At 70.6% G+C, this 20,832-nt stretch carries 15 protein-coding genes; 8 read left to right on the top strand and 7 right to left on the bottom strand.

The window, feature by feature from the left end:
* Nucleotides 1-14 precede the first annotated feature (14 nt).
* Nucleotides 15-1,538: an aldehyde dehydrogenase gene (locus tag ACIREE_RS09970; RefSeq protein WP_404149396.1), complete on the bottom strand. Its 1,524-nt coding sequence runs from the start codon at nt 1,536-1,538 to the stop codon at nt 15-17.
* Nucleotides 1,539-1,759: 221 nt separating this feature from the next.
* Between ACIREE_RS09970 and ACIREE_RS09965 the strand changes: the two genes are divergently transcribed.
* On the top strand, nt 1,760-3,124 hold the full coding sequence (locus tag ACIREE_RS09965; RefSeq protein WP_404148896.1) for an MFS transporter: 1,365 nt from the start codon (nt 1,760-1,762) through the stop codon (nt 3,122-3,124).
* A gap of 120 nt (nt 3,125-3,244) precedes the next feature.
* On the opposite strand, the gene ACIREE_RS09960 is transcribed toward ACIREE_RS09965, so the two are convergent.
* The gene (locus ACIREE_RS09960) at nt 3,245-4,345 is read right to left on the bottom strand and encodes a TetR family transcriptional regulator (RefSeq protein ID WP_404148893.1); all 1,101 of its coding nucleotides are present in this window, start codon (nt 4,343-4,345) and stop codon (nt 3,245-3,247) included.
* A gap of 238 nt (nt 4,346-4,583) precedes the next feature.
* Here ACIREE_RS09960 and ACIREE_RS09955 point away from each other — a divergent pair, with 238 nt between their 5' ends.
* The 5 genes from ACIREE_RS09955 (at nt 4,584) to ACIREE_RS09935 (ending at nt 9,638) form a co-directional block, all read left to right on the top strand.
* Nucleotides 4,584-5,444: an FAD binding domain-containing protein gene (locus ACIREE_RS09955; RefSeq protein ID WP_404148890.1), complete on the top strand. Its 861-nt coding sequence runs from the start codon at nt 4,584-4,586 to the stop codon at nt 5,442-5,444.
* A 32-nt stretch (nt 5,445-5,476) separates the two neighbouring features.
* On the top strand, nt 5,477-6,025 hold the full coding sequence (locus ACIREE_RS09950) for a (2Fe-2S)-binding protein (RefSeq protein ID WP_404148888.1): 549 nt from the start codon (nt 5,477-5,479) through the stop codon (nt 6,023-6,025).
* Nucleotides 6,026-6,027: 2 nt separating this feature from the next.
* Nucleotides 6,028-8,382 (top strand): xanthine dehydrogenase family protein molybdopterin-binding subunit, encoded by a 2,355-nt coding sequence (locus tag ACIREE_RS09945; RefSeq protein WP_404148885.1) that lies wholly within the window; start codon nt 6,028-6,030, stop codon nt 8,380-8,382.
* A 30-nt stretch (nt 8,383-8,412) separates the two neighbouring features.
* Nucleotides 8,413-9,015, top strand: a complete 603-nt coding sequence (locus ACIREE_RS09940; RefSeq protein WP_404148882.1) for an SRPBCC family protein — start codon at nt 8,413-8,415, stop codon at nt 9,013-9,015.
* Nucleotides 9,016-9,116: 101 nt separating this feature from the next.
* Nucleotides 9,117-9,638, top strand: coding sequence for a MarR family winged helix-turn-helix transcriptional regulator (locus ACIREE_RS09935; protein WP_404148879.1), 522 nt, complete (start codon nt 9,117-9,119; stop codon nt 9,636-9,638).
* A 30-nt stretch (nt 9,639-9,668) separates the two neighbouring features.
* Here the strand turns inward: ACIREE_RS09935 and ACIREE_RS09930 are convergent, their stop codons facing one another.
* The 5 genes from ACIREE_RS09930 to ACIREE_RS09910 all read right to left on the bottom strand — a co-directional run bounded on the left by ACIREE_RS09930 (nt 9,669) and on the right by ACIREE_RS09910 (nt 16,021).
* Nucleotides 9,669-10,727 carry an LLM class flavin-dependent oxidoreductase gene (locus ACIREE_RS09930; protein ID WP_404148876.1) on the bottom strand — a complete coding sequence of 353 codons (1,059 nt, stop codon included), beginning with the start codon at nt 10,725-10,727 and terminating at the stop codon, nt 9,669-9,671.
* Between the two features lie 137 nt (nt 10,728-10,864).
* The gene (locus ACIREE_RS09925) at nt 10,865-12,481 is read right to left on the bottom strand and encodes an FAD-dependent oxidoreductase (protein ID WP_404148873.1); all 1,617 of its coding nucleotides are present in this window, start codon (nt 12,479-12,481) and stop codon (nt 10,865-10,867) included.
* A gap of 9 nt (nt 12,482-12,490) precedes the next feature.
* Nucleotides 12,491-14,038 carry a glycerol kinase GlpK gene (glpK, locus tag ACIREE_RS09920; RefSeq protein ID WP_404148870.1) on the bottom strand — a complete coding sequence of 516 codons (1,548 nt, stop codon included), beginning with the start codon at nt 14,036-14,038 and terminating at the stop codon, nt 12,491-12,493.
* A gap of 56 nt (nt 14,039-14,094) precedes the next feature.
* Complete coding sequence (locus ACIREE_RS09915; protein WP_404148867.1) at nt 14,095-14,886, bottom strand: MIP/aquaporin family protein; 792 nt, start codon at nt 14,884-14,886, stop codon at nt 14,095-14,097.
* Nucleotides 14,887-15,247: 361 nt separating this feature from the next.
* Nucleotides 15,248-16,021 carry an IclR family transcriptional regulator gene (locus ACIREE_RS09910; RefSeq protein ID WP_404148864.1) on the bottom strand — a complete coding sequence of 258 codons (774 nt, stop codon included), beginning with the start codon at nt 16,019-16,021 and terminating at the stop codon, nt 15,248-15,250.
* A gap of 302 nt (nt 16,022-16,323) precedes the next feature.
* Between ACIREE_RS09910 and metH the strand changes: the two genes are divergently transcribed.
* Nucleotides 16,324-19,833: a methionine synthase gene (metH, locus tag ACIREE_RS09905; protein WP_404148862.1), complete on the top strand. Its 3,510-nt coding sequence runs from the start codon at nt 16,324-16,326 to the stop codon at nt 19,831-19,833.
* Between the two features lie 182 nt (nt 19,834-20,015).
* Nucleotides 20,016-20,711, top strand: a complete 696-nt coding sequence (locus ACIREE_RS09900; protein WP_404148859.1) for an HAD-IA family hydrolase — start codon at nt 20,016-20,018, stop codon at nt 20,709-20,711.
* The last annotated feature ends 121 nt before the right edge of the window (nt 20,712-20,832 follow it).

Raw genomic sequence — 20,832 nt, 5'->3', positions numbered from 1 at the left:
CGGGGAAGGGGTGGTCAGTTGGCCCAGGGAAGCGGGGCGTCGGAGGTGCCCCAGTACAGGGACTTCTGGCGTTGGTAGGCGCGGATGGCGTCGCGCCCCTTCTCCGTGCCGAGTCCGCTGTCCTTCATCCCGCTGAACGGGGTGGACGCGCTGAACTGCTTGTACGTGTTGATCCAGACGGTGCCCGCGTCGATCCGGCGGGCGAGGCGCCAGGCGGCGCGATGGTCTCGGGTCCAGATCCCGCAGGCCAGGCCGTACACCGAGTCGTTGGCCTGGCGCACCAGGTCGTCCTCGTCGTCGTAGGGCAGCGTGACCAGGACCGGGCCGAAGATCTCCTCCTGGCAGGTGCGCGAGGAGTTGGGCAGGCCGGTGAGGACGGTGGGCAGGTAGTACGCGCCGTCGCGGTACTCCGGGCCCTCGGGGGCGCCGCCCCCGCACAGCACCTCGGCGCCCTCGGATCGGGCCAGGTCCACGTACGCGGCGACCGAGTCCCGGTGCTTGTGGTGCACGAGGGGCCCCACCTGGGTGTCGGGATCGGTGCCGGGGCCGACCCGCAATTTCCTTACTCTCGACACGAGTTCGCTCACGAACTCGTCGTGGATCTCGCGGGCCACGAAGAGCCGCGACCCGGCGATGCAGGACTGCCCGCTGGAGGAGAAGATCCCGAACATCACACCGGCCAGGGCCTGTTCGAGGTCGGCGTCGGCGCGCACGATCGTCGGCGACTTGCCGCCCAGTTCGAGCGAGGCCGGGATGAGCTTCTCTCCGGCGATCGCCGCGATGGAGCGGCCGGTCTCCGTGCCGCCGGTGAACCCGATCCGGCCCACCAGCGGGTGCCGTACGACCGCGTCCCCGACCACCCGGCCGCTGCCCGGCAGTACCGACAACAGGGCGGTGGGAAGGTCGAGTTCGGTCAGAGCCCGGGTGATGACGCGGCCGAGCGCGAGGGAGACGAGGGGTGTCCAGGCGGCCGGCTTGAGCAGCACCGCGTTGCCCGCCGCCAGGGCGGGGGCGACCTTCTGCGCGTCGCTGGCGACCGGGGAGTTCCAGGGGTTGATCGCGCCGACGACACCGATCGGCTCGTGCACGCTCATCGTGACGTACGCGCCGCGCGACGGGGTGAGCGTCTCCTCGGCGGTCTCCAGCGCGGCCGCCATATAGCGGAACGTGCCGGCGGCGCTGAGTGCGAGCGCCTTCGTCTCGGTGAGGGTCTTGCCGGTGTCCGCGGTCTGCGTGGCGGCCAGCTCGTCCGCGGCATCCTCCGTCAACTCCGCGATGCGGTACAGGAGCCGGGCCCGCTGGTGGGGGAGCAGCTCGCGCCAGGCCGGGTCGGCCGCGGCCCGCGCCGCCGCCCGCGCCGCCTCGTCGACCTCGTCGGCGGACGCGGAGTGCACGGTGGCGAGCACCTTCCCGGTGGCCGGGTCGACGGTGTCGAGGGGCTCGCCGCCGCCGCGGCGCCACCGGCCCGCGACGAGGATCTCGGTGAGGGGATGGGACACGGCGAGGCCTCCAGAGAGGATGGCGGGCTGGGCTGGAATCGTTGAGGTGCTAGAAATCTAAGCGCTTAAATGATTCTCCGCAAGACCTCTCGTCCTCACGCTTCGTGCGCGACGATTCGCCACTGTGCAGCGAGAGTTACGCGGGGGTGACGGTGGCATCACTCTCTATATGCCTAAGTGCCTAACCATTGACCACTTAGGCGTCGGCTCCTACTGTCTGCGGAACTCCTCTGTTCGCGTGTTCGCGGAAGGACCCCTCCATGACGACTGTGGCCGGCAAACAGGGCCTCGGCTCGATCGCAGCCAGGCTCGAACGGCTGCCGCACTCCCGCTGGCACGTCAAGGTGCGCTTTCTGATCGGCGCCGTGACGTTCTTCGAGGCCTTCGACCAGCTCCTGTCCGCCTCCGCGCTGCCCGTTCTGATGAAGGACTGGCACCTCACGACGGGCCAGGCGACCTTCGCGGTCACCGCCGGTTCCATCGGCATGCTCTTCGGCGCACTGATCGCGGGCTGGTTGGGGGACCGGATCGGCCGGGTGCGGACCGTCGCCCTCGGCGTGGCGATCACCGGCGTAGCCAGTCTGGCCGTCGCGCTGGCGAACGGGATCGAGCTGTTCTCGCTTTTTCGCTTCGTGCAGGGCCTCGGCATCGGCGGCGTCGTCCCCGTCGCGGCCACGTACATCAACGAGATCGCCCGCTCCGACAAGCGCGGCCGCTTCGTCCTGCTCTACGAGATGATCTTCCCGGCCGGGCTGGCGGCAGCAAGCCTCGTCGCCGTGTGGGTCGTCCCGAACCTCGGCTGGCGCGCGATGTTCGTGCTCGGCGCGCTCCCCGTCGTCGTCGCCGTCATGCTGCCCCGGCACGTCGCCGAGTCGCCCCGCTGGCTGCTCTCGCAGGGCCGGGTCGAGGAGGCCGAGCGGGTCATCGCCCGGATCGAGGCGGAGGTGGAGAAGACGGTCGGCGAACCCCTGCCCCAGCCCTCCGACGCGCCTGCCGAAGAGGTGACGCGGGGCCGCCTGCGTGACTTGTTCACCGGCCGCTATCTGCGCCGCACGACGGTCCTCTCGGCCCTGTGGTTCGTCGCGTACTACGTCAATCACGGCATCTCGACCTGGCTGCCGTCGCTGTACACGAAGAACTTCGGCCTCGACCTGACCACGGCGCTCGTCTACACCCTGCTGAGCAACGTCACCGGCCTGCTGGGCACGTTCGCCGTCGCGCTCGTCATCGACAGGATCGGCCGGCGCCCCGCCCTGGTCGCCGCGCTCGGCGGCACCGCGCTGGCCCTCGGCACACTGGCGTTCGCCGGGGTCACCTCGGGACTCCAGGTCGCCGTCTTCGCCTCCTGCACGACCTTCTTCGTCTACGCGATCAACGCGGGCCTCTATCTCTACTCGCCGGAGCTGTACCCGACCTCCAACCGGGCCAGGGGCGCGGCGTTCGGCGGCCTCTGGAACCGGCTCGGGGTGATCCTCGGCCCCATCACGGTCGGCGCGATCCTCGGCTCCGGCGGCAGCCTCAGCCTCGTCTTCGTACAGCTGGCGTGTGTGGCGGGGGCCGGCGCGGTGATCGCGCTGTTCGCCGTGGAGACGAAGGGGCGGACGCTGGAGGAGCTGAACGCGTAGGTGATCCCCTGATGGCGCCGGGCCCCGTGCGGAGAGCCCGGCGCCGTCACGCGTTCAGCGCGTCTTCACCCGCTTCAGCCCGCTTCAACCCATTCAACCCCTTCAACTCGTTCAACGTGTTCACGGGGAGGCGGCGGGTTCGGCGAGTGTGCGGTCCAACGCACCCAGCAGCAGCCGCAGTTGGCGCCGCTCGTCCGGCCGCAGGCCATCGAGCAGCTGCCGCTCCTGGGCCCGCCGCTCCTCGGCCACCCGGTCGACCAGGTCGAGCCCCGCCGGTGTCAGCCGCAGCCGCACGACGCGCCGGTCCCGCTCGTCCCGCTCCCGCTCCAGGAAGCCGGCCCGCTCCAGCCGGTCGGCGTGCTGTGTCATGCCGCCTGCCCCGACCGTGCCCGCCGCGGCGAGCTCGCCCATGGTGCGGCGGTACGGCGCGCCCGCCCGGCGCAGCTCGGTCAGCACCTCGAAGGCGGCCAGACCGATGCCGTGCCGCTTGACGACCCGGCCGATCAGGGCGCGGTAGCGGGTCGCGCACTCGGTGAGCGCGGTGAAGACACGGGTATCGGCGTCGGTCGCGGGGGCGGCCGGCTCCGTGGGTGCGTTCGGCGGCGGCGCCGTGCCGACGGCCGCCGCGAGCACGGCGGTGAGCAGCGGCTCCAACGTGTCCGTCGGCACCGAGCGGGCCGGCTCATGGGCGAAGAGATAGCGCTCCATGATGACGCCGAACAAGATGCTGCGGACCAGGCCGGTCCGGGCCCGGCCGTCCGCAGAGTCGCCGAGCACACCTTGGAGCGGCCGGGTCACGAGCCGCTCCAGCAGTTCGGCCAACTGCTCTGCGCTGGGCGGGTGGTTGAGCGCCGAGCGGATCAGGGCCGCGAGGGGATCCTGGGCGGAGAGCCGGTCCCAGCGGTCGAGGTAGGAGTGGGCGAGGGCCTGCGGGAGCCCGGCCCGGTCGTTGCTCGCCTCGTCGAGCACGTGCGCCGTGACGCCGGTGCCCTCACCGACGACGGCGCGGAAGAGTCCGTCCTTGGACCCGAAGTAGGCCATGACGAGTCCGGGCGTCACTCCGGCCTCGGTGGCGATCGCCCGGATGCCGACTCCCTGGTAGCCGTGGGCCGCGAACAGGCGCCGGGCCGCCTCCAGCACGGCCAGCCGGTTGTTCTCGGGGTCGCGCGCGTGGGCGCGCCGCCGCGTCCGCTCCGGGGATGTCTCGTGCTCTGCGTCCATCTCGCCACAGTAGACGACCGTCCGGCGCCTCTGAACGGACGTTCAAGGGTCCCGGTCCGGTGTGACTGTTAAACGCACGTTCAAGAGCCGCTGGGCGCGCTCCGTTCGCCTGCATACCTGCTGTGCAGGGGTGGTGCACCGTCAGTACATGTATCCTCCTGCCTCTTGCCAAACAGATAGTTCACCATCAATTATTTCAGCTACTAGATAGATTGCTCGCTCTCCCAGGGGGCCCGGCTTGAAACCCACACCCTTCGACTACAGCGCCCCGCACTCCGTCACGGAGGCCCTGGTTCTCCTCGCCGACGAGGACCGCGAGCCCAAGGTGGTGGCCGGCGGCCAGTCGCTGATCCCCATGCTGAACATGCGGCTCGCCCGCCCCGGTCTCCTCGTCGACATCACCCGCATCCCCGGCCTCGACCGGATATCCGTCGACGCGCAGGGCGCCCTGCACATCGGCGCGGCCGTCCGGCAGGCCCGCGCCGCGGCCGACCCCGCGGTACGCGACGGCTGGCCGCTGCTCGCCGCCGCGATCGGATACATCGGGCACCCCCAGATCCGCGCCCGCGGCACCGTCTGCGGCAGCCTCGTCCACCACGACCCCGCGGCCGAACTCCCCACCGCCGCCCTGGCCCTCGACGCCCGCTTCGTGATCGCGGGCCCGTCCGGCACCCGTACCGTCGCCGCCGAGGACTTCTTCGTCGCCACCTTCCAGACCGCCGTGGAACCGGACGAACTGCTCACCGAGGTCGTCCTCCCACCGCGCCGGAGCGGCTGGGCGTTCGAGGAACTCGCCCGCAGACACGGCGACTTCGCCACGATCGGCGTCGCCGTCCTACTGGAGCGCACAGACCACGCCGTGGCCGCCGCCCGCGTCGTCTTCTGCGGCGCCGGCTCCGTACCGGTCCGGCTGCCCGCCGCCGAGCAGGCGCTGACCGGCACCGACGCGGGCCCCGCCGCCCTGGACGCCGCACGCTCCGCGGCGCTCGACCGCCTCGCCCCGTCCGACGACGTCCACGCCACGGCCCGCTATCGCCGCGAAGCCGCCGCCCACCTCCTCGTCCGTGCCTGCACCACCGCATGGGAGCGCGCCCGATGACCTCCACCACACACCGCATGGGAGCGCACCCGATGAGCTCCACCACCCCCGCCCCGCCGCCCCGGACCGTGCGCACACCGCCGCTCTCCGAACCCTCCGGCTGGCACGAGCTCCACCTCACCGTCAACGGCGACCCCGTCACCGCCCAGGTCGAGTCCCGGCTGCTGCTCGGCGACTTCCTGCGCGACCGGCTCCGCCTCACCGGCACACACGTGGGCTGCGAGCACGGCGTCTGCGGCGCCTGCACCGTCCTCGTCGACGACGAACCCGTCCGCTCCTGCCTCACCCTGGCCGTCCAGTGCGAAGGCGCCACCCTGCGCACGGTCGAGAGTCTCGCCCCGGGGGAGGAGCCGCTCACCCCCGTCCAGCGCGCCTTCCACGAGTGCCACGGCATGCAGTGCGGCTTCTGCACCCCCGGCTTCCTGATGACGGCCACCGCCCTGACCGAACAGGACGAGCGCCCCGACGCGACCGAGGTCGCCGACGCCCTCAGCGGCCACCTGTGCCGCTGCACCGGATACCGCAACATCCGCCGCGCACTGGGCCAGGCCCTCGACGAGACGTACGAGCAGGGGGAGTGACCATGTCAGGCAACGAGTCCGGCGGCTGGATCGGCCGCCCCGTCCCGCGCGTGGAGGACGACCGGCTGCTGCGCGGCAACGGCCGCTATGTGGACGACATCGACCTGCCCGGCGCCGCCGAGGCAGCCGTCCTGCGCAGCCCGCACGCCCACGCCGCCATCGACTCCGTGGACGTGACGGCCGCACTCCGGGCCCCCGGCGTCGTCGCCGTCTGGACCGGCGCCGACGTCGCCCACCTGCCCGCCCTCCTCAACCGCGAGGAACTGCGCACCCCGCCCCGCCTCGCCGAACTCCTCGGCCCACGTGTCGCCATGACGCCGATGCCGCTGCTCGCGACCGACAAGGTCCTGTACGTGGGTCAGCCGGTGGCGATCGTCTTCGCGGACAGCCGCTACCTGGCCGAGGACGCCCTCGAACTCATCGACGTGCGCTACCGCCCGCTGCCCGTCCTCGTCGACCCCGACCTGGCCCTCGCGGACGACGCCCCGCTGCTCCACGACGACCTGCCCGACAACACCGCCGTCGCCGTCGCCGCCCGGGTCGGCGACCCGGACGCCGCGTTCGCCACCGCGCACACCGTGATCAGCGAGGAGTTCCAGGCGCACCGCTACGTCGCCTCGCCCATCGAGACCCGCGCCGTCGCGGCCCGCGTCGACACCTACAGCGGCGACCTCACCGTATGGTCCAACACCCAGACCCCGCACCGCGTCCGCGAAGCCATCGCGCACACCATCGGCCTCGACTCCGAGACCGTCCGCGTCATCGCCACCGACGTCGGCGGCGGCTTCGGACAGAAGGGCATCCTCTACGTCGAGGAGCTGCTGATCCCTTATGCGGCACGGGAGTTGGGGCGACCCGTCGTCTGGCGCGAGGACCGCAACGAGAACCTCACCGCGGCCTCGCACGCCCGCGAGCAGATCCACCGCATCGAACTCGCCGCCGACGCCGAGGGCCGACTGCTCGCCGTGCGCGACCGGATCACCGTCAACTTCGGCGCGTACAACATGACCGGCCTCGTCGTCCCGTACAACTCGCTGTGCCACCTCCTCGGCCCCTACCGCATCCCGAACGTCGACATCGACGTCCTCGGCGTCCTCACCAACACCGCCTTCGCGACGCCCTACCGCGGCGCGGGACGCCCCGAGACGGTCTTCGCCATGGAGCGGGCCATGGACCGCCTCGCGGCGCAACTCGACCTAGAACCAGCCGAGTTGCGCGCCCGCAACCTCATCGGACCCGACGACATGCCGTACACGACCGGCCTCGTCGACCGCTCCGGAAACCCCCAGTCCTACGACTCCGGTGACTTCCCCGAGCTGCTGCGCCGGGCCCGCGCCAAGGTCCAGGTCCCGTCCGCCCCGGGCCCTGGCAAGCGCATCGGTGTCGGCTACGCCATGTACATCGAGGCGACCGGGCTCGGCCCGTTCGAGACCGCCCGCATCGACATCGCGCCCAGCGGCCGCGTCAAGCTCGCCATCGGCGCCCCCTCCCAGGGCCAGGGCCACCGCACCTCCATGGCGCAGATCGCCGCCGACGCGCTCGGCGTCCCGCTCGACGTCATCGACGTGGTCGGCGGCGACACCGACCGGACCCCGTTCGGCGTCGGCACCATCGCCAGCCGCGCCCTCGTCAACGCGGGCAACGCCACGCACCGCGCCGGAAAGCTCGTCCGGGAGAAGGCCCTCGACGCGGCCGCTCGTCGGCTCGGCGTACCCGTCGGCGAACTCAGCCTCACCGAAGGGGTGTTCACGACCAGGACGCCCGACGGGCCCACCCTCGCGCTTGCCGAACTCACGGGCCGCGCCCCGCTGCCCGGCACTTCCGAACCCACCGACGGGCGGCACGGCACCGAGCTCAGCGAGACCGTCCACTTCCGCCCGCCCGGCTTCGCCGTCGCCAGCGGCGCGCACGCCGCCGTCGTCGAGATCGACGAGGCCACCGGCGAGCTGAAGATCCTCCAGTACGTCGTCGTCCACGACGCGGGCGTCATCGTCAACCCGCTCATCGCCGAGGGCCAGGTCACCGGCGGCATCGCCCAGGGCATCGGCGGCGCCCTCTACGAGGAGATGATCTACGGCCCCGACGGGCAGCCCCGCACCGGCACGTACATGGACTACCTCGTGCCCACCTCGTCCGAGATCCCCGACCTCGACATGGACGAGATCCACTCGCCGAGCCCCATGAACGACCTCGGCGTCAAGGGACTGGGTGAGGGCGGCGCCATCGCCCCGCAGGCCGTCCTCGCGAACGCCGTCGAGGACGCCCTGCGCCCCTTCGGCGTCGTCGTCCGCCGCGGCCCGCTCTCGCCCAGCCGCATCCGCGCCCTGCTCCGCACCGCCCCCGCCGCCACCCACTGACCCCTGCCCCACGATTGGACGATTCCGACCATGCAGCTCGACCACTCCTTCACCGTCCCGGCCGCGCCCGACGACGCCTGGAAGCTCTTCCACGACCTCGCCCGCGTCGCCCCGTGCATGCCGGGCGCGGTCCTCGACACCCTCGACGGGGACTCCTTCACCGGGCGCGTGAAGGTCAAGGTCGGCGCGGTGCAGATGAGCTACCGGGGCGAGGGCACGGTGGCCCGCGACGAGTCCGCCCGCAGCATGCGCCTCGCCCTCAGCGGCAGCGAGACCCGCGGCGCGGGCACCGTCTCCGCCGCCGTCACGGCGGAGCTCGTCGCCGACCCGGCAGGAACGCGCGTCCGGGTCCGCACCGACCTCGACATCACCGGCCGGCCCGCCCAGTTCGGCCGGGGCATCATGACCGAGGTCGGCGACCGGATCGTGGGCCGGTTCGCCACCCGGCTGGAGGAGTTGCTGAGTGCTCCGTCGGCCGTGCCCGACGGCCCCGCACCGGCTCCCGCAGAGCCGGAGGCCGTCGACCTCGGCGCCGCGGCCCTGCCGGTCCTCCTGAGGAAGGCCGCCGTCCCGGCCGCCGCCGTGCTCGCCGCGATCGTCCTGATCCGGGTGCTCGGCCGCCGCGGCCGCTGACAGTCCACGCCGTCCGACCGGCAGGACGCGGGCGCTTCAGGGGTAGAATTTTCAGGGGCGTAGGACTCCGCGCCCACCCGGGAGCAGCGCGAGGGGACGGGATGGCCGAGCGGAAGGCGACGCGGCAGGACGCCGTGACACAGATCGTGGCGGACTGGGCGCGCGAGCGGCCCGAGCTCGACACCGCCCCGCTGGAGGTGCTCGCCCGCCTGCACCGCTCGTTCCTGCGGTACAACACCAAGCTCAACGCGTCGATAGAGCGGCACGGCCTGTCCGTCGCCGGGTTCGACGTGCTGACCGCGCTGCGCCGCTCGGGCAAGCCCTACCGGCTCACCGCGGGACAGCTCGCCGACTCGGGGCTCGTCTCCTCGGCCGGTGTCACCCTGCGCATGGACCGCCTGGAGAAGGACGGTCTCATCGTGCGGGAGCGCGACGCCGACGACCGGCGCGTGGTCTACTCCCGGCTGACGGACGACGGGCTCGCCAAGGTCGACGAGGTGTTCGCCGAGCACCTGGACAACGAGCGCCGGATGCTCGCCGGGATCTCCCCGGCCGAACGGCGTCAACTCGCCCGTCTCCTTGCCAAGTTGGAGCGCTCGATAGTCGACTCGGACGAGGAGTAGTAGTCGGCGGCCCGGCCCGGTCGGGGGTGCTCACTCCCAGAGCCGGCTCGGCGCCTCCTCGCGCACCACGGGCGCGATCTCCTCGGCGAACCGCTGCAACGTCTCGATCTGCTCGCCCGTCCCCTGCCCGAAACCGTCCACGGTGATCGACTGCAGGTCGTGCCGGTACACCTCGTGGTACCCGAGGATCTTGTCGATGATCTGCTGCGGCGAGCCGATGAGCTGCGGCCCGTCGGCGATGGCGTCCTCGATCCGGCGGAACGGTGTGTTGTAGCCCGCCTTCCCGGCCAGGTGCGGTCTGAAGGACTGGGCGACCTTCGCCTCGTAGAGCTCCTTGTAGCGTTCGACGGCCCGCTCGTGCGTGTCCGCGATCAGCAGTCCGCCCGAGCCCGCCGCCACATGCGCCTTCGCCGGATCATGGCCGTACGCCTCGAACCGCTCCCGGTAATGGTCGATGAGCTTCGCGTACGCGGCCCGCGGCTGGACGGCGTTCGCGGTGAACAGCGGATCGCCGTGCCTGGCCGCCAGTTCGGGGGAGTTGAGCGAGGTCGCCGAGCCGTGCCAGACGCGGGGGAGTCCCGCGTACGGGCGCGGCACCGTCGTCACCGCCTTCAGTGCGGGCCGGAACTCGCCCTCCCAGTCGACGCCTTCCTCCGTCCACAACCGGCGGAGCAGCTCGTACTTCTCCTTCTGCAGATCCCACTGGCGCGCCTCGTCGAGCCCGAACAGGTCGAAGTGGCCCGCCTCCGCTCCTTTGCCGATCACCAACTCGACCCGCCCGTGCGAGAGTTGATCGAGCGTCGCGTAGTCCTCGGCGACCCGCACCGGGTCGAGGATCGCGACGACCGTGACGCCCGTCAGCAGCCTGATCCGCGCCGTGCGCGCCGCGAGCGCGCCGAGCACCACGGTCGGGCTCGACGACAGGAACGTGCCCGCGTGCCGCTCGCCGACCGCGTACGCGTCGTACCCGAGCCGCTCTGCCGCGACCCCGACATCGACGACCTGCGTCAACCTGTCGGCCGCGGAGGGGAGTTCCCCGGTCAGCGGATGCGGCGTGTGGCCGATGATGGACAGGACCTGGAACTTCATGGTGCCCCCTCGCTCGTCCTCCCCACTCTCGCTCCCGGGCGTTGCGGCTGTGTGTACACGGCATGGCAGCGCCCCCGGACACGCGGGAGGGGCGGCCCCCGGGTGGGAGCCGCCCCTCAACTCAAGGACCCGCGGGCCTACTTCTCTTCGAGAAGGGCCTGCACCTTGCCGCGTACGTCGTCCGTGGCGAGGCCGCGGATCGTCAGCGTGGTGCGGCGGCGCAGCACGTCGTCGGCCGTCTCGGCCCACTCGTGGTCGCGCGCGTACGCGACCTGCGCCCAGATCTCCGGCGCGTCCGGGTGGACCCGCTCGCCGAGTGCCGGGTTCTCGTTGGCCAGGCGCGCGATGTCGAAGGCCAGCGAACCGTAGTGCGTCGCCAGGTGGTTGGCGGTGTCGGCGGCCATCCGCGGGCCGGGCGCCGGATTGTCCACCAGGAGGCGGTGCGCGACGGCCCGCGGGTTGGCGACACCGGGGAGCGGCATCCGCTTCGGCAGCTTGTCGATCGGCTCGAAGTCGTCACCGAGCGGGTGGCCCGGCAGCGCCTCCAGCTTCTTCATCACCGTACGGCCGATGTGGCGGAACGTCGTCCACTTGCCGCCCGCGACGGACAGCATGCCGCCCCTGCCCTCGGTGACGACCGTCTCGCGCTTGGCCTTCGACGTGTTGCCGGGGCCGCCGGGCAGCACCCGCAGACCCGCGAAGGAGTACGTGATCAGATCCCGGTTCAGCTGCTGGTCGCGCACGGAGAAGGCGGCCTCGTCGAGGATCTGGTCGATGTCCTTCTCATTGACCGCGACGTCCGCCGGGTCCCCCTCGTACTCCTCGTCGGTCGTACCGAGCAGCAGCATGTCCTCCCAGGGGAGGGCGAAGGTGATGCGGTACTTGTCGATCGGAGTGGCCAGCGCGGCCTTCCACGGCGAGGTGCGCTTCAGGACCAGGTGCGCGCCCTTGGAGAGGCGGATGGAGGGGGCCGAGTTCGGGTCCTCCATCTTGCGCAGGTGGTCGACCCACGGACCGGTCGCGTTCAGCACGAGCCGCGCGCTCACACCGAACTCGTCACCGCTCGTGCGGTCCTTGAGCTCCGCGCCCGTGACCCGGCCCTTGGTGAAGCGCAGGCCGGTGACCTCCGCGTGGTTGAGCACGACGGCACCGGCGTCGACCGCGGCGCGCACCGTCATCAGCGCCATCCGCGCGTCGTTCATCTGGTCGTCGCCGTACACGGCCACGGCCTTCAGGTTCTCGGTGCGCAGCTCGGGCACGTCCTGCTGCGCCTTGCCGGGGGAGAGCAGGTGCCCGACGCCGTCACCGAACGCCGAAAGGGCGCTGTACGCGAAGACACCCGCGCCCAGCTTGGCCGCGCCGTGCGGGCCGCCCTTGTAGACGGGCAGGTAGAAGGTGAGCGGGTTCGCGAGGTGCGGCGCCACGTTCCGGGACACCGCCCGCCGCTCGAAGTGGTTCTCCGCGACCAGCTTCACCGCGCCGGTCTGCAGGTAGCGCAGACCGCCGTGGAGCAGCTTCGAGGAGGCGGAGGAGGTGGCGCCGGCGAAGTCGCCGGCGTCGACCAGAGCCACCCTGAGACCGGACTGCGCCGCGTGCCAGGCAGTGGAGATGCCCAGGATGCCGCCGCCGATCACCAGTAGGTCGTACGTCGCCTTGGAAAGCTGCTCGCGGGTCTCGGCGCGGCTCGGGTTGGAGCCGGCGGCCGGGTGCGTTCCGAGGGCAGGCACGGTCTGCAGGGTGGACTGGGTAGTCATGGTGGGGTCTTACTCCTCGACAGAGCTGTCTTCGAGCCAGCCCATGGACCGTTCGACGGCCTTGAGCCAGCTCTTGTACTCACGGTCACGGGTCTCCGCGGCCATGTTCGGGGTCCATTCCGCGGCCCGGCGCCAGTTGGCGCGCAGATCCTCGGTGTTGGTCCAGAAGCCGACGGCGAGACCGGCGGCGTAGGCGGCGCCGAGGCAGGTGGTCTCGGCGACCATCGGGCGCACCACGGGGGCGTCCAGGACGTCGGCCAGGGTCTGCATCAGCAGGTTGTTGGAGGTCATGCCGCCGTCGACCTTGAGGGCCGTGAGCTCGACGCCGGAGTCCTTCGTCATGGCGTCGCTGATCTCACGGGTCTGCCAGGCCGTGGCCTCCAGGACGGCGCGCGCGATGTGCGCCTTGGTGACGTACCGGGTCAGGCCGGTGATCACACCGCGGGCGTCGGGGCGCCAGTACGGTGCGAAGAGGCCGGAGAAGGCGGGCACGAAGTACGCGCCGCCGTTGTCCTCGACCGACGACGCGAGCGTCTCGATCTCGGCGGCCGACTTGATGAGGCCCATCTGGTCACGCATCCACTGCACCAGCGAACCGGTGACGGCGATGGAGCCCTCCAGGGCGTAGACCGGCTTCTGGTCGCCGATCTGGTAGCCGACCGTGGTCAGCAGCCCGGAGTAGGAGTTGATGGCCTTGTCACCGGTGTTCATCAGCATGAAGGTGCCGGTGCCGTACGTGGACTTGGCCTCGCCCTCGGCGAAACAGGTCTGGCCGAACAGGGCCGCCTGCTGGTCGCCGAGCGCCGAGGCGACGGGGACGCCGCGCAGGACGTCGCCGAGCGTGCCGCCGGTGACCTCGCCGTAGACCTCGGCGGAGGAGCGGATCTCGGGCAGCATGTTCATCGGGACGCCGATGGAGGAGCAGATCTTCTCGTCCCACTGCATCGTGTGCAGGCTCATCAGCATCGTGCGGGAGGCGTTGGTGACGTCGGTGACGTGCTTGCCGCCGTTCACCCCGCCCGTCAGGTTCCAGATGACCCAGCTGTCCATCGTGCCGAAGAGGATGTCGCCGGCCTCGGCGCGCTCGCGCAGGCCCTCGACGTTGTCGAGCAGCCAGCGGGCCTTGGGCCCGGCGAAGTACGAGGCGAGCGGCAGACCGGTCTCACGACGGAAGCGGTCCTGCCCGACGTTGCGCCCGAGCTCCTTGCACAGGGCGTCGGTGCGGGTGTCCTGCCAGACGATCGCGTTGTGGACGGGCTCACCGGTGTTCTTGTCCCAGAGGAGAGTGGTCTCGCGCTGGTTGGTGATGCCGATGGCCTTGATGTCGTCCCGGGTGATGCCGGCCTTGGTGACGGCACTGGCGACGACTTCCTGGACGTTGGCCCAGATCTCCTTCGCGTCGTGCTCGACCCAGCCCGGCTTCGGGAAGATCTGCTCGTGCTCCTTCTGGTCGACGGAGACGATCCGGCCGTCCTTGTCGAACACGATGCAGCGGCTCGACGTGGTGCCCTGGTCGATCGCCGCGATGAAGGGTCCTGCGGTGTGTGCGTCGGTCACGGGGTGCTCCTGAAGTTCTCGATGCTCGGGCGGGGTGCTCGCGGTGCCGGGCCGGTCTACTTGAACGCGATGTTGTAGAGGCCACCGGCGATGGCGCCGCCGATCAGCGGTCCCGCGACCGGGATCCAGGCGTACGACCAGTCGGAGCCGCCCTTGTTGGGCAGCGGCAGCAGCGCGTGCACGATGCGCGGACCGAGGTCACGGACCGGGTTGATCGCGTAGCCCGTGGGGCCACCGAGCGAGAGACCGATGCTGACCACGACGAGCGCGGTGATCAGGGCGCCGAGGGTGCCCAGGCCGTTGCCGCCGTCGTTCAGGCCCTGCGTGAGGATGGCGAGGACCAGGACGGCCGTCGCGATGACCTCCGTGATCAGGTTCTGCACGTAGTGCCGGATCTCCGGGCCCGTCGAGAAGACACCGAGCACGGGGCCCGCCTTGGGCGCGGCCTTCTGGTCGACCAGACCGTCCTCGTCCGGCTGCGCGGCGATGATCTCCGGGTCGGTCAGGTGCGCGTGGAACTGTCCGTAGTACGTCGCCCAGACCAGCACGGCGCCGATCATCGCGCCGAGGAGCTGTGAGCCCAGATAGAGCGGTACGTCGCTCCACTTGGTGCCGCCCTCGATGGCGAGGCCGATGGTGACCGCCGGGTTCAGATGGGCGCCGGAGACGCCGCTCGCGAGGTAGGCGCCGGTCAGGACCGCGAAGCCCCAACCGAAGGCGATGGCGACCCAGCCGGCCTCGTACGCCTTCGAGCGCTTGAAAGTGACGGCGGCGCACACGCCACCGCCCAGCAGGATGAGCACGGCGGTACCGATGGTCTCGCCGATGAAGATGTCGGAGCTGGACACCCGCGACTCCTTTGTCCTTCGTCCAGGGAAAACCGAACCCCGGGTCCGTCTCCGGTGGTCCGCGCCCTCAAGTGAGGGCGGTTTCGGCTGGCCTCGTCACACTCTAACGCTTATTGCCGGTAGGTGTTCGACAATGCCGACCGATGGACGCGAGTCTCGCTCCGGGGTTACTCGATCGTCAAGGGTTCTGTTATTCAAAGCACGATCGTTATTGATAGATCGTGGTTATCGGTGACTGTGTGGTGATGGATGTTCATCGATGGTCGCGCGGAAAGGTGCACGCTGCACCTTGAGAAGACCCCGCAACGGCGAAAGCCCCGTCCGAAGACGGGGCTGACGACAGGGCAGGGGCCGGGGCGGCTCAGAACCGGCTGGCACCCAGATCACGGGAGACGGCACGGGCGCAGTCCCGCACGGCGGCGATCAGCTCGGGCCGCAGCGCGTCCTTCTCGTCGGCCTTGCAGACCCGCTCGACCGCCCCGGTGATCCCGACCGCGCCCACCGGCATCCGGTGCCGGTCGTGGATCGGCGCCGCGACCGAGGCGACGCCCTCCCAGGTCTCCTCGACGTCCTCGGCGTACCCACGCGCGCGGGTCAGATCGAGCACCGTCTCGAAACCCGCGAGGTCGGACACCGTCCGCGCCGTGAAGTCCTTCCGCTCGGCCTCCATCGCCTCGCTGTGCGCCACCGGGTCGTACGAGGTCAGAACCTTGCCCAGGGCCGTCGAGTGCAGCGGCTGCATCGCCCCGACCTCCAGGACCTGCCGGCTGTCGTCGGGCCGGAAGACGTGGTGCACGATCAGCACGCCCTGCTGGTGCAGCACCCCCAGATAGACGGCCTCCCCGCTGGAGCGGGCCAGATCGTCCGTCCACACCAGGGCGCGGGCCCGCAGCTCGTGCACGTCCAGATAGCTGTTCCCGAGACGCAGCAACTCGGCGCCCAGCTGGTAACGCCCCGACGCCGTGTCCTGCTCGACGAAGCCCTCGGCCTGCAGGGTGCGCAGGATGCCGTGGGCCGTGCCCTTGGCGAGACCGACGGCGGAGGCGATGTCCGAGAGACCGAGCCGCCGCTCACCGCCCGCGAGGAGCCGCAGCATCGCCGCGGCCCGTTCGAGCGACTGGATGTTGCGTGCCATCGCAGTCCCTTCCTCCCTCGGTTCCTCTCGCGACAGGGGTCGCCAGGCATCGTTCGACAATGCTGAACAGTATCGGTCGTTGCCGACCTCCTGCTAATGCGGCGTGAGCCTATATTTCGGCCCGTTTTCTGTCAGGAACCCCCGCCGGCTGCCGCGGGCCCGTGTCGGCGCAGCGCGACGGGCGACATTCCACGCCGTGGACGTCTTCACGAACGGACCTTGGTCCCGGCTACCCTGGCCGGGTGCGCCTCCAGGAGTGGAGCCGCAAAGCCGACAGCCGTCGCACCTCAGGGAGCACTTTCATGGCCTCGTTGCCAACGCCCGCCACCGATTCCCGAGCCCGCGTGGACGCCCTCCGCGAAGCCCTCGCCACCCGCGTAGTGGTGGCCGACGGCGCGATGGGCACCATGTTGCAGGCGCAGGATCCCACCCTTGAGGACTTCCAGCAGCTCGAAGGCTGCAACGAGATCCTGAACATCACCCGCCCCGACATCGTGCGCTCCGTCCACGAGGCGTACTACGCCGTGGGCGTCGACTGCGTGGAGACGAACACGTTCGGCGCGAATCATGCCGCGCTGGGTGAGTACGACATCGCCGAACGCGTCTTCGAGCTGTCGGAGTCCGGTGCGCGAGTGGCCCGCGAGGTCGCGGACGAGTTCACCGCGTCCACGGGTCAGCAGCGCTGGGTGCTGGGCTCGATGGGCCCCGGCACCAAGCTGCCGACCCTGGGACACGCCCCCTACGAGACACTGCGTGACGCGTATCAGCGGAACGCGGAGGGTCTGATCGCCGGCGGTGCGGACGCGCTGCTGGTGGAGACCACGCAGGACCTCTTGCAGACGAAGGCGTCGGTCATCGGCGCGCGCCGTGCCCTGGACGCCACCGGCACGAACCTGCCCCTGATCTGCTCGGTCACCGTCGAGACGACCGGCACGATGCTGCTCGGTTCGGAGATCGGCGCGGCGCTGACGGCCCTGGAGCCGCTGGGCATCGACATGATCGGCCTGAACTGCGCGACCGGCCCGGCGGAGATGAGCGAGCACCTGCGCTATCTCTCCCGGCACTCGCGGATCCCGATCTCGGCGATGCCGAACGCGGGTCTGCCGGTGCTGACCAAGGACGGCGCGCACTACCCGCTGACCGCCGAGGAGCTGGCGGACGCGCAGGAGACGTTCGTGCGCGAGTACGGCCTCTCCCTGGTCGGCGGCTGCTGCGGCACCACCCCGGAGCACCTGCGCCAGGTGGTGGAGCGGGTCCGCGGCGCGCAGCCGACGCGGCGCGAGCCGCGCCCCGAGCCGGGTGCCGCCTCCCTCTACCAGACAGTCCCCTTCCGCCAGGACACCGCCTACATGGCGATCGGTGAGCGGACGAACGCCAACGGGTCGAAGAAGTTCCGCGAGGCCATGCTGGAGGCCCGCTGGGACGACTGTGTGGAGATGGCCCGCGACCAGATCCGCGAGGGCGCGCACATGCTCGACCTCTGCGTGGACTACGTCGGGCGGGACGGCGTGGCCGATATGGCGGAGCTGGCCGGCCGGTTCGCGACCGCGTCGACGCTGCCGATCGTGCTGGACTCCACCGAGGTGCCGGTGCTGCGGGCCGGTCTGGAGAAGCTGGGCGGCCGCGCGGTCCTGAACAGCGTCAACTACGAGGACGGTGACGGCCCGGAGTCCCGCTTCGCGAAGGTCACGCAGCTGGCGCGGGAGCACGGTGCGGCGCTGATCGCGCTGACCATCGACGAGGAGGGTCAGGCGCGTACGGTCGAGCACAAGGTGGCCATCGCCGAGCGCCTGATCGAGGACCTCACGACCAACTGGGGCATCCACGAGTCGGACATCCTGATCGACTGCCTGACCTTCACGATCTGTACGGGTCAGGAGGAATCCCGTAAGGACGGCATCGCGACGATCGAGGCGATCCGCGAGCTCAAGCGCCGCCGCCCGGACGTGCAGACCACCCTGGGCCTGTCGAACATCTCCTTCGGTCTGAACCCGGCCGCCCGGATCGTGCTGAACTCCGTCTTCCTGGACGAGTGCACGAAGGCGGGCCTGGATTCGGCGATCGTGCACGCCTCCAAGATCCTGCCGATCGCCCGCTTCGACGAGGAGCAGGTGCAGACGGCCCTCGACCTGGTCTACGACCGCCGCAGTGAGGGTTACGACCCCCTGCAGAAGCTGATGGCGCTGTTCGAGGGCGCGACGGCGAAGTCGCTGAAGGCGGGCAAGGCCGAGGAGCTGGCGGCGCTGCCGCTGGAGGAGCGCCTCAAGGCGCGGATCATCGACGGCGAGAAGAACGGCCTCACCGACGATCTGGCGGAGGCGCTGGAGTCGCGCCCCGCGCTGGAGATCGTCAACGACACCCTGCTCGAGGGCATGAAGGTCGTCGGTGAGCTGTTCGGGTCGGGGCAGATGCAGTTGCCGTTCGTGCTGCAGTCGGCCGAGGTGATGAAGAACGCGGTCGCCTACCTCGAACCCCACATGGAGAAGTCGGACTCCGAGGGCAAGGGCACGATCGTGCTGGCCACGGTGCGCGGGGACGTGCACGACATCGGCAAGAACCTGGTCGACATCATCCTGTCCAACAACGGCTACAACGTGGTGAACCTGGGGATCAAGCAGCCGGTGTCGGCGATCCTGGAGGCGGCCGAGGAGCACCGGGCCGATGTCATCGGGATGTCCGGGCTGCTGGTCAAGTCCACGGTGATCATGAAGGAGAACCTGCAGGAGCTCAACCAGCGCAAGATGGCCGCCGATTACCCGGTGATCCTGGGTGGTGCCGCGCTGACCCGCGCCTATGTCGAGCAGGACCTGCACGAGATCTACGAGGGCGAAGTCCGTTACGCGCGGGACGCGTTCGAGGGGCTGCGGTTGATGGACGCGCTCATCGCGGTCAAGCGCGGTGTGCCCGGCGCCACCCTGCCCGAACTCAAGCAACGCCGGGTCAAGGCGGGCAACGCCGTGATCGAGGAGCAGGACGACGAGGGGCCCGCGCGCTCCGACGTCGCCGTCGACAACCCGATCCCGGAGCCGCCGTTCCGCGGCACCCGCGTCATCAAGGGCATCCAGCTCAAGGAGTACGCCTCCTGGCTGGACGAGGGCGCCCTGTTCAAGGGCCAGTGGGGCCTGAAGCAGGCGCGTACCGGGAACGGGCCCACATACGAGGAACTGGTGGAGACCGAGGGCCGTCCGCGACTGCGCGGCTGGCTCGACGAACTGCACACCAAGAACCTGCTGGAGGCGGCCGTCGTGTACGGCTACTTCCCCTGTGTGTCCAAGGGCGACGACCTGCTCATCCTGGACGACGACGGGAACGAGCGGACCCGGTTCACCTTCCCGCGCCAGCGCCGCGGCCGGCGCCTGTGCCTGGCCGACTTCTTCCGCCCCGAGGAGTCCGGCGCAACCGACGTCATCGGTCTGCAGGTCGTCACCGTCGGCTCGAGGATCGGCGAGGCCACGGCCGAACTGTTCGCCTCCGACTCCTACCGCGACTACCTCGAACTGCACGGCCTGTCCGTCCAGTTGGCCGAGGCGCTCGCCGAGTACTGGCACGCCCGCGTCCGCTCCGAGCTGGGCTTCGCCGGCGAGGACCCGGACGCCATGGAGGACATGTTCGCCCTGAAGTACCGGGGCGCCCGCTTCTCGCTCGGCTACGGCGCCTGCCCCAACCTGGAGGACCGCGCCAAGATCGCCGCACTGCTCGAACCCGAGCGGATCGGCGTGCAGCTCTCCGAGGAGTTCCAGCTCCACCCCGAGCAGTCCACCGACGCGATCGTCATCCACCACCCCGAAGCGAAGTACTTCAACGCGCGCTAGCTGTGCATCTGCGCCCGGCAGCTTTGAAGCCAGGGCGGAGATCCAGCCGAAGTCGCGCCGGGATATATAACGACGCGCGGTATTCCGCGACAGTCGTACACTGGTCGGTCCAGTGCAGGCCGGTCGCTCTCCCGCTCAGGGAGGGTGACCGGCCTTCTCGTCCCTCATGGAGGTGTACTCGGATGACCAGTACGGTCCCCGCATTCGGTACCCGAACGGCCGAAGGCTCCACGCTGCAGGCTGTGCTCCTCGACATGGACGGAACCCTCGTCGACACCGAGGGCTTCTGGTGGGACGCCGAGAGCGCTGTCTTCGCCGACCTCGGCCACACCCTCGACCCCGCCTGGAAACAGGTCGTCGTCGGCGGCCCCATGACCCGCAGCGCGGGCTTCCTCATCGAGGCGACCGGTGCCGACGTCACCATCGCCGAAGTGACCGTGCTGCTCAACGACGCCTTCGAACGACGCATCGGCCAGTCGCTGCCCCTAATGCCGGGCGCCGCGAGACTCCTCGCGGAGCTGGCCGCGCACCAGGTGCCGACCGCGCTCGTCTCCGCCTCGCACCGGCGCATCATCGACCGCGTCCTGCACTCGCTCGGCGCGCAGAACTTCCGCCTCACCGTCGCCGGTGACGAGGTCTCCCGCACCAAGCCGCACCCCGACCCGTATCTGATCGCCGCCTCCGGCCTGAGCGCCGAACCCGGGCGGTGCGCCGTCATCGAGGACACCGCCACCGGCGTCGCCGCTGCCGAGGCCGCGGGGTGCCACGTTGTCGCCGTACCGTCCGTCGCGCCGATCGAGCCGGCCCACCGGCGCACCGTCGTCCCCTCCCTCGAGCACGTCAACCTGCCTTTCCTGCATGGCCTGATGACGATCTGAAGGCTGCCGGTTGGCTGAATCCCAGCGCTCACCAACCCAGTTGAACATGTGACCTTTCCCACTTGACAGGGGGTCGACAGCTCCGGTCGGCCATGCTGCGCAACGGCCCCGCGCGCGCCCT

Origin of the sequence: Streptomyces sp. NPDC102467, assembly GCF_044765445.1 — a bacterium.
GTDB lineage: Bacteria > Actinomycetota > Actinomycetes > Streptomycetales > Streptomycetaceae > Streptomyces.
The sequence above is the reverse complement of the archived record's forward strand: the minus strand, read 5'-3'. Positions and strand labels throughout refer to the sequence as shown.

Excerpts from the sequence above, each read along its gene's own strand:
- ACIREE_RS09945 (WP_404148885.1), top strand. The coding sequence starts at position 6,028 with ATGTCAGGCAACGAGTCCGGCGGCTGGATCGGCCGCCCCGTCCCGCGC.
- ACIREE_RS09960 (WP_404148893.1), bottom strand. The coding sequence starts at position 4,345 with ATGGACGCAGAGCACGAGACATCCCCGGAGCGGACGCGGCGGCGCGCC.
- ACIREE_RS09900 (WP_404148859.1), top strand. The coding sequence starts at position 20,016 with ATGACCAGTACGGTCCCCGCATTCGGTACCCGAACGGCCGAAGGCTCC.
- ACIREE_RS09950 (WP_404148888.1), top strand. The coding sequence starts at position 5,477 with ATGAGCTCCACCACCCCCGCCCCGCCGCCCCGGACCGTGCGCACACCG.
- metH (WP_404148862.1), top strand. The coding sequence starts at position 16,324 with ATGGCCTCGTTGCCAACGCCCGCCACCGATTCCCGAGCCCGCGTGGAC.
- ACIREE_RS09965 (WP_404148896.1), top strand. The coding sequence starts at position 1,760 with ATGACGACTGTGGCCGGCAAACAGGGCCTCGGCTCGATCGCAGCCAGG.
- ACIREE_RS09930 (WP_404148876.1), bottom strand. The coding sequence starts at position 10,727 with ATGAAGTTCCAGGTCCTGTCCATCATCGGCCACACGCCGCATCCGCTG.
- ACIREE_RS09925 (WP_404148873.1), bottom strand. The coding sequence starts at position 12,481 with ATGACTACCCAGTCCACCCTGCAGACCGTGCCTGCCCTCGGAACGCAC.
- ACIREE_RS09940 (WP_404148882.1), top strand. The coding sequence starts at position 8,413 with ATGCAGCTCGACCACTCCTTCACCGTCCCGGCCGCGCCCGACGACGCC.
- ACIREE_RS09935 (WP_404148879.1), top strand. The coding sequence starts at position 9,117 with ATGGCCGAGCGGAAGGCGACGCGGCAGGACGCCGTGACACAGATCGTG.
- ACIREE_RS09910 (WP_404148864.1), bottom strand. The coding sequence starts at position 16,021 with ATGGCACGCAACATCCAGTCGCTCGAACGGGCCGCGGCGATGCTGCGG.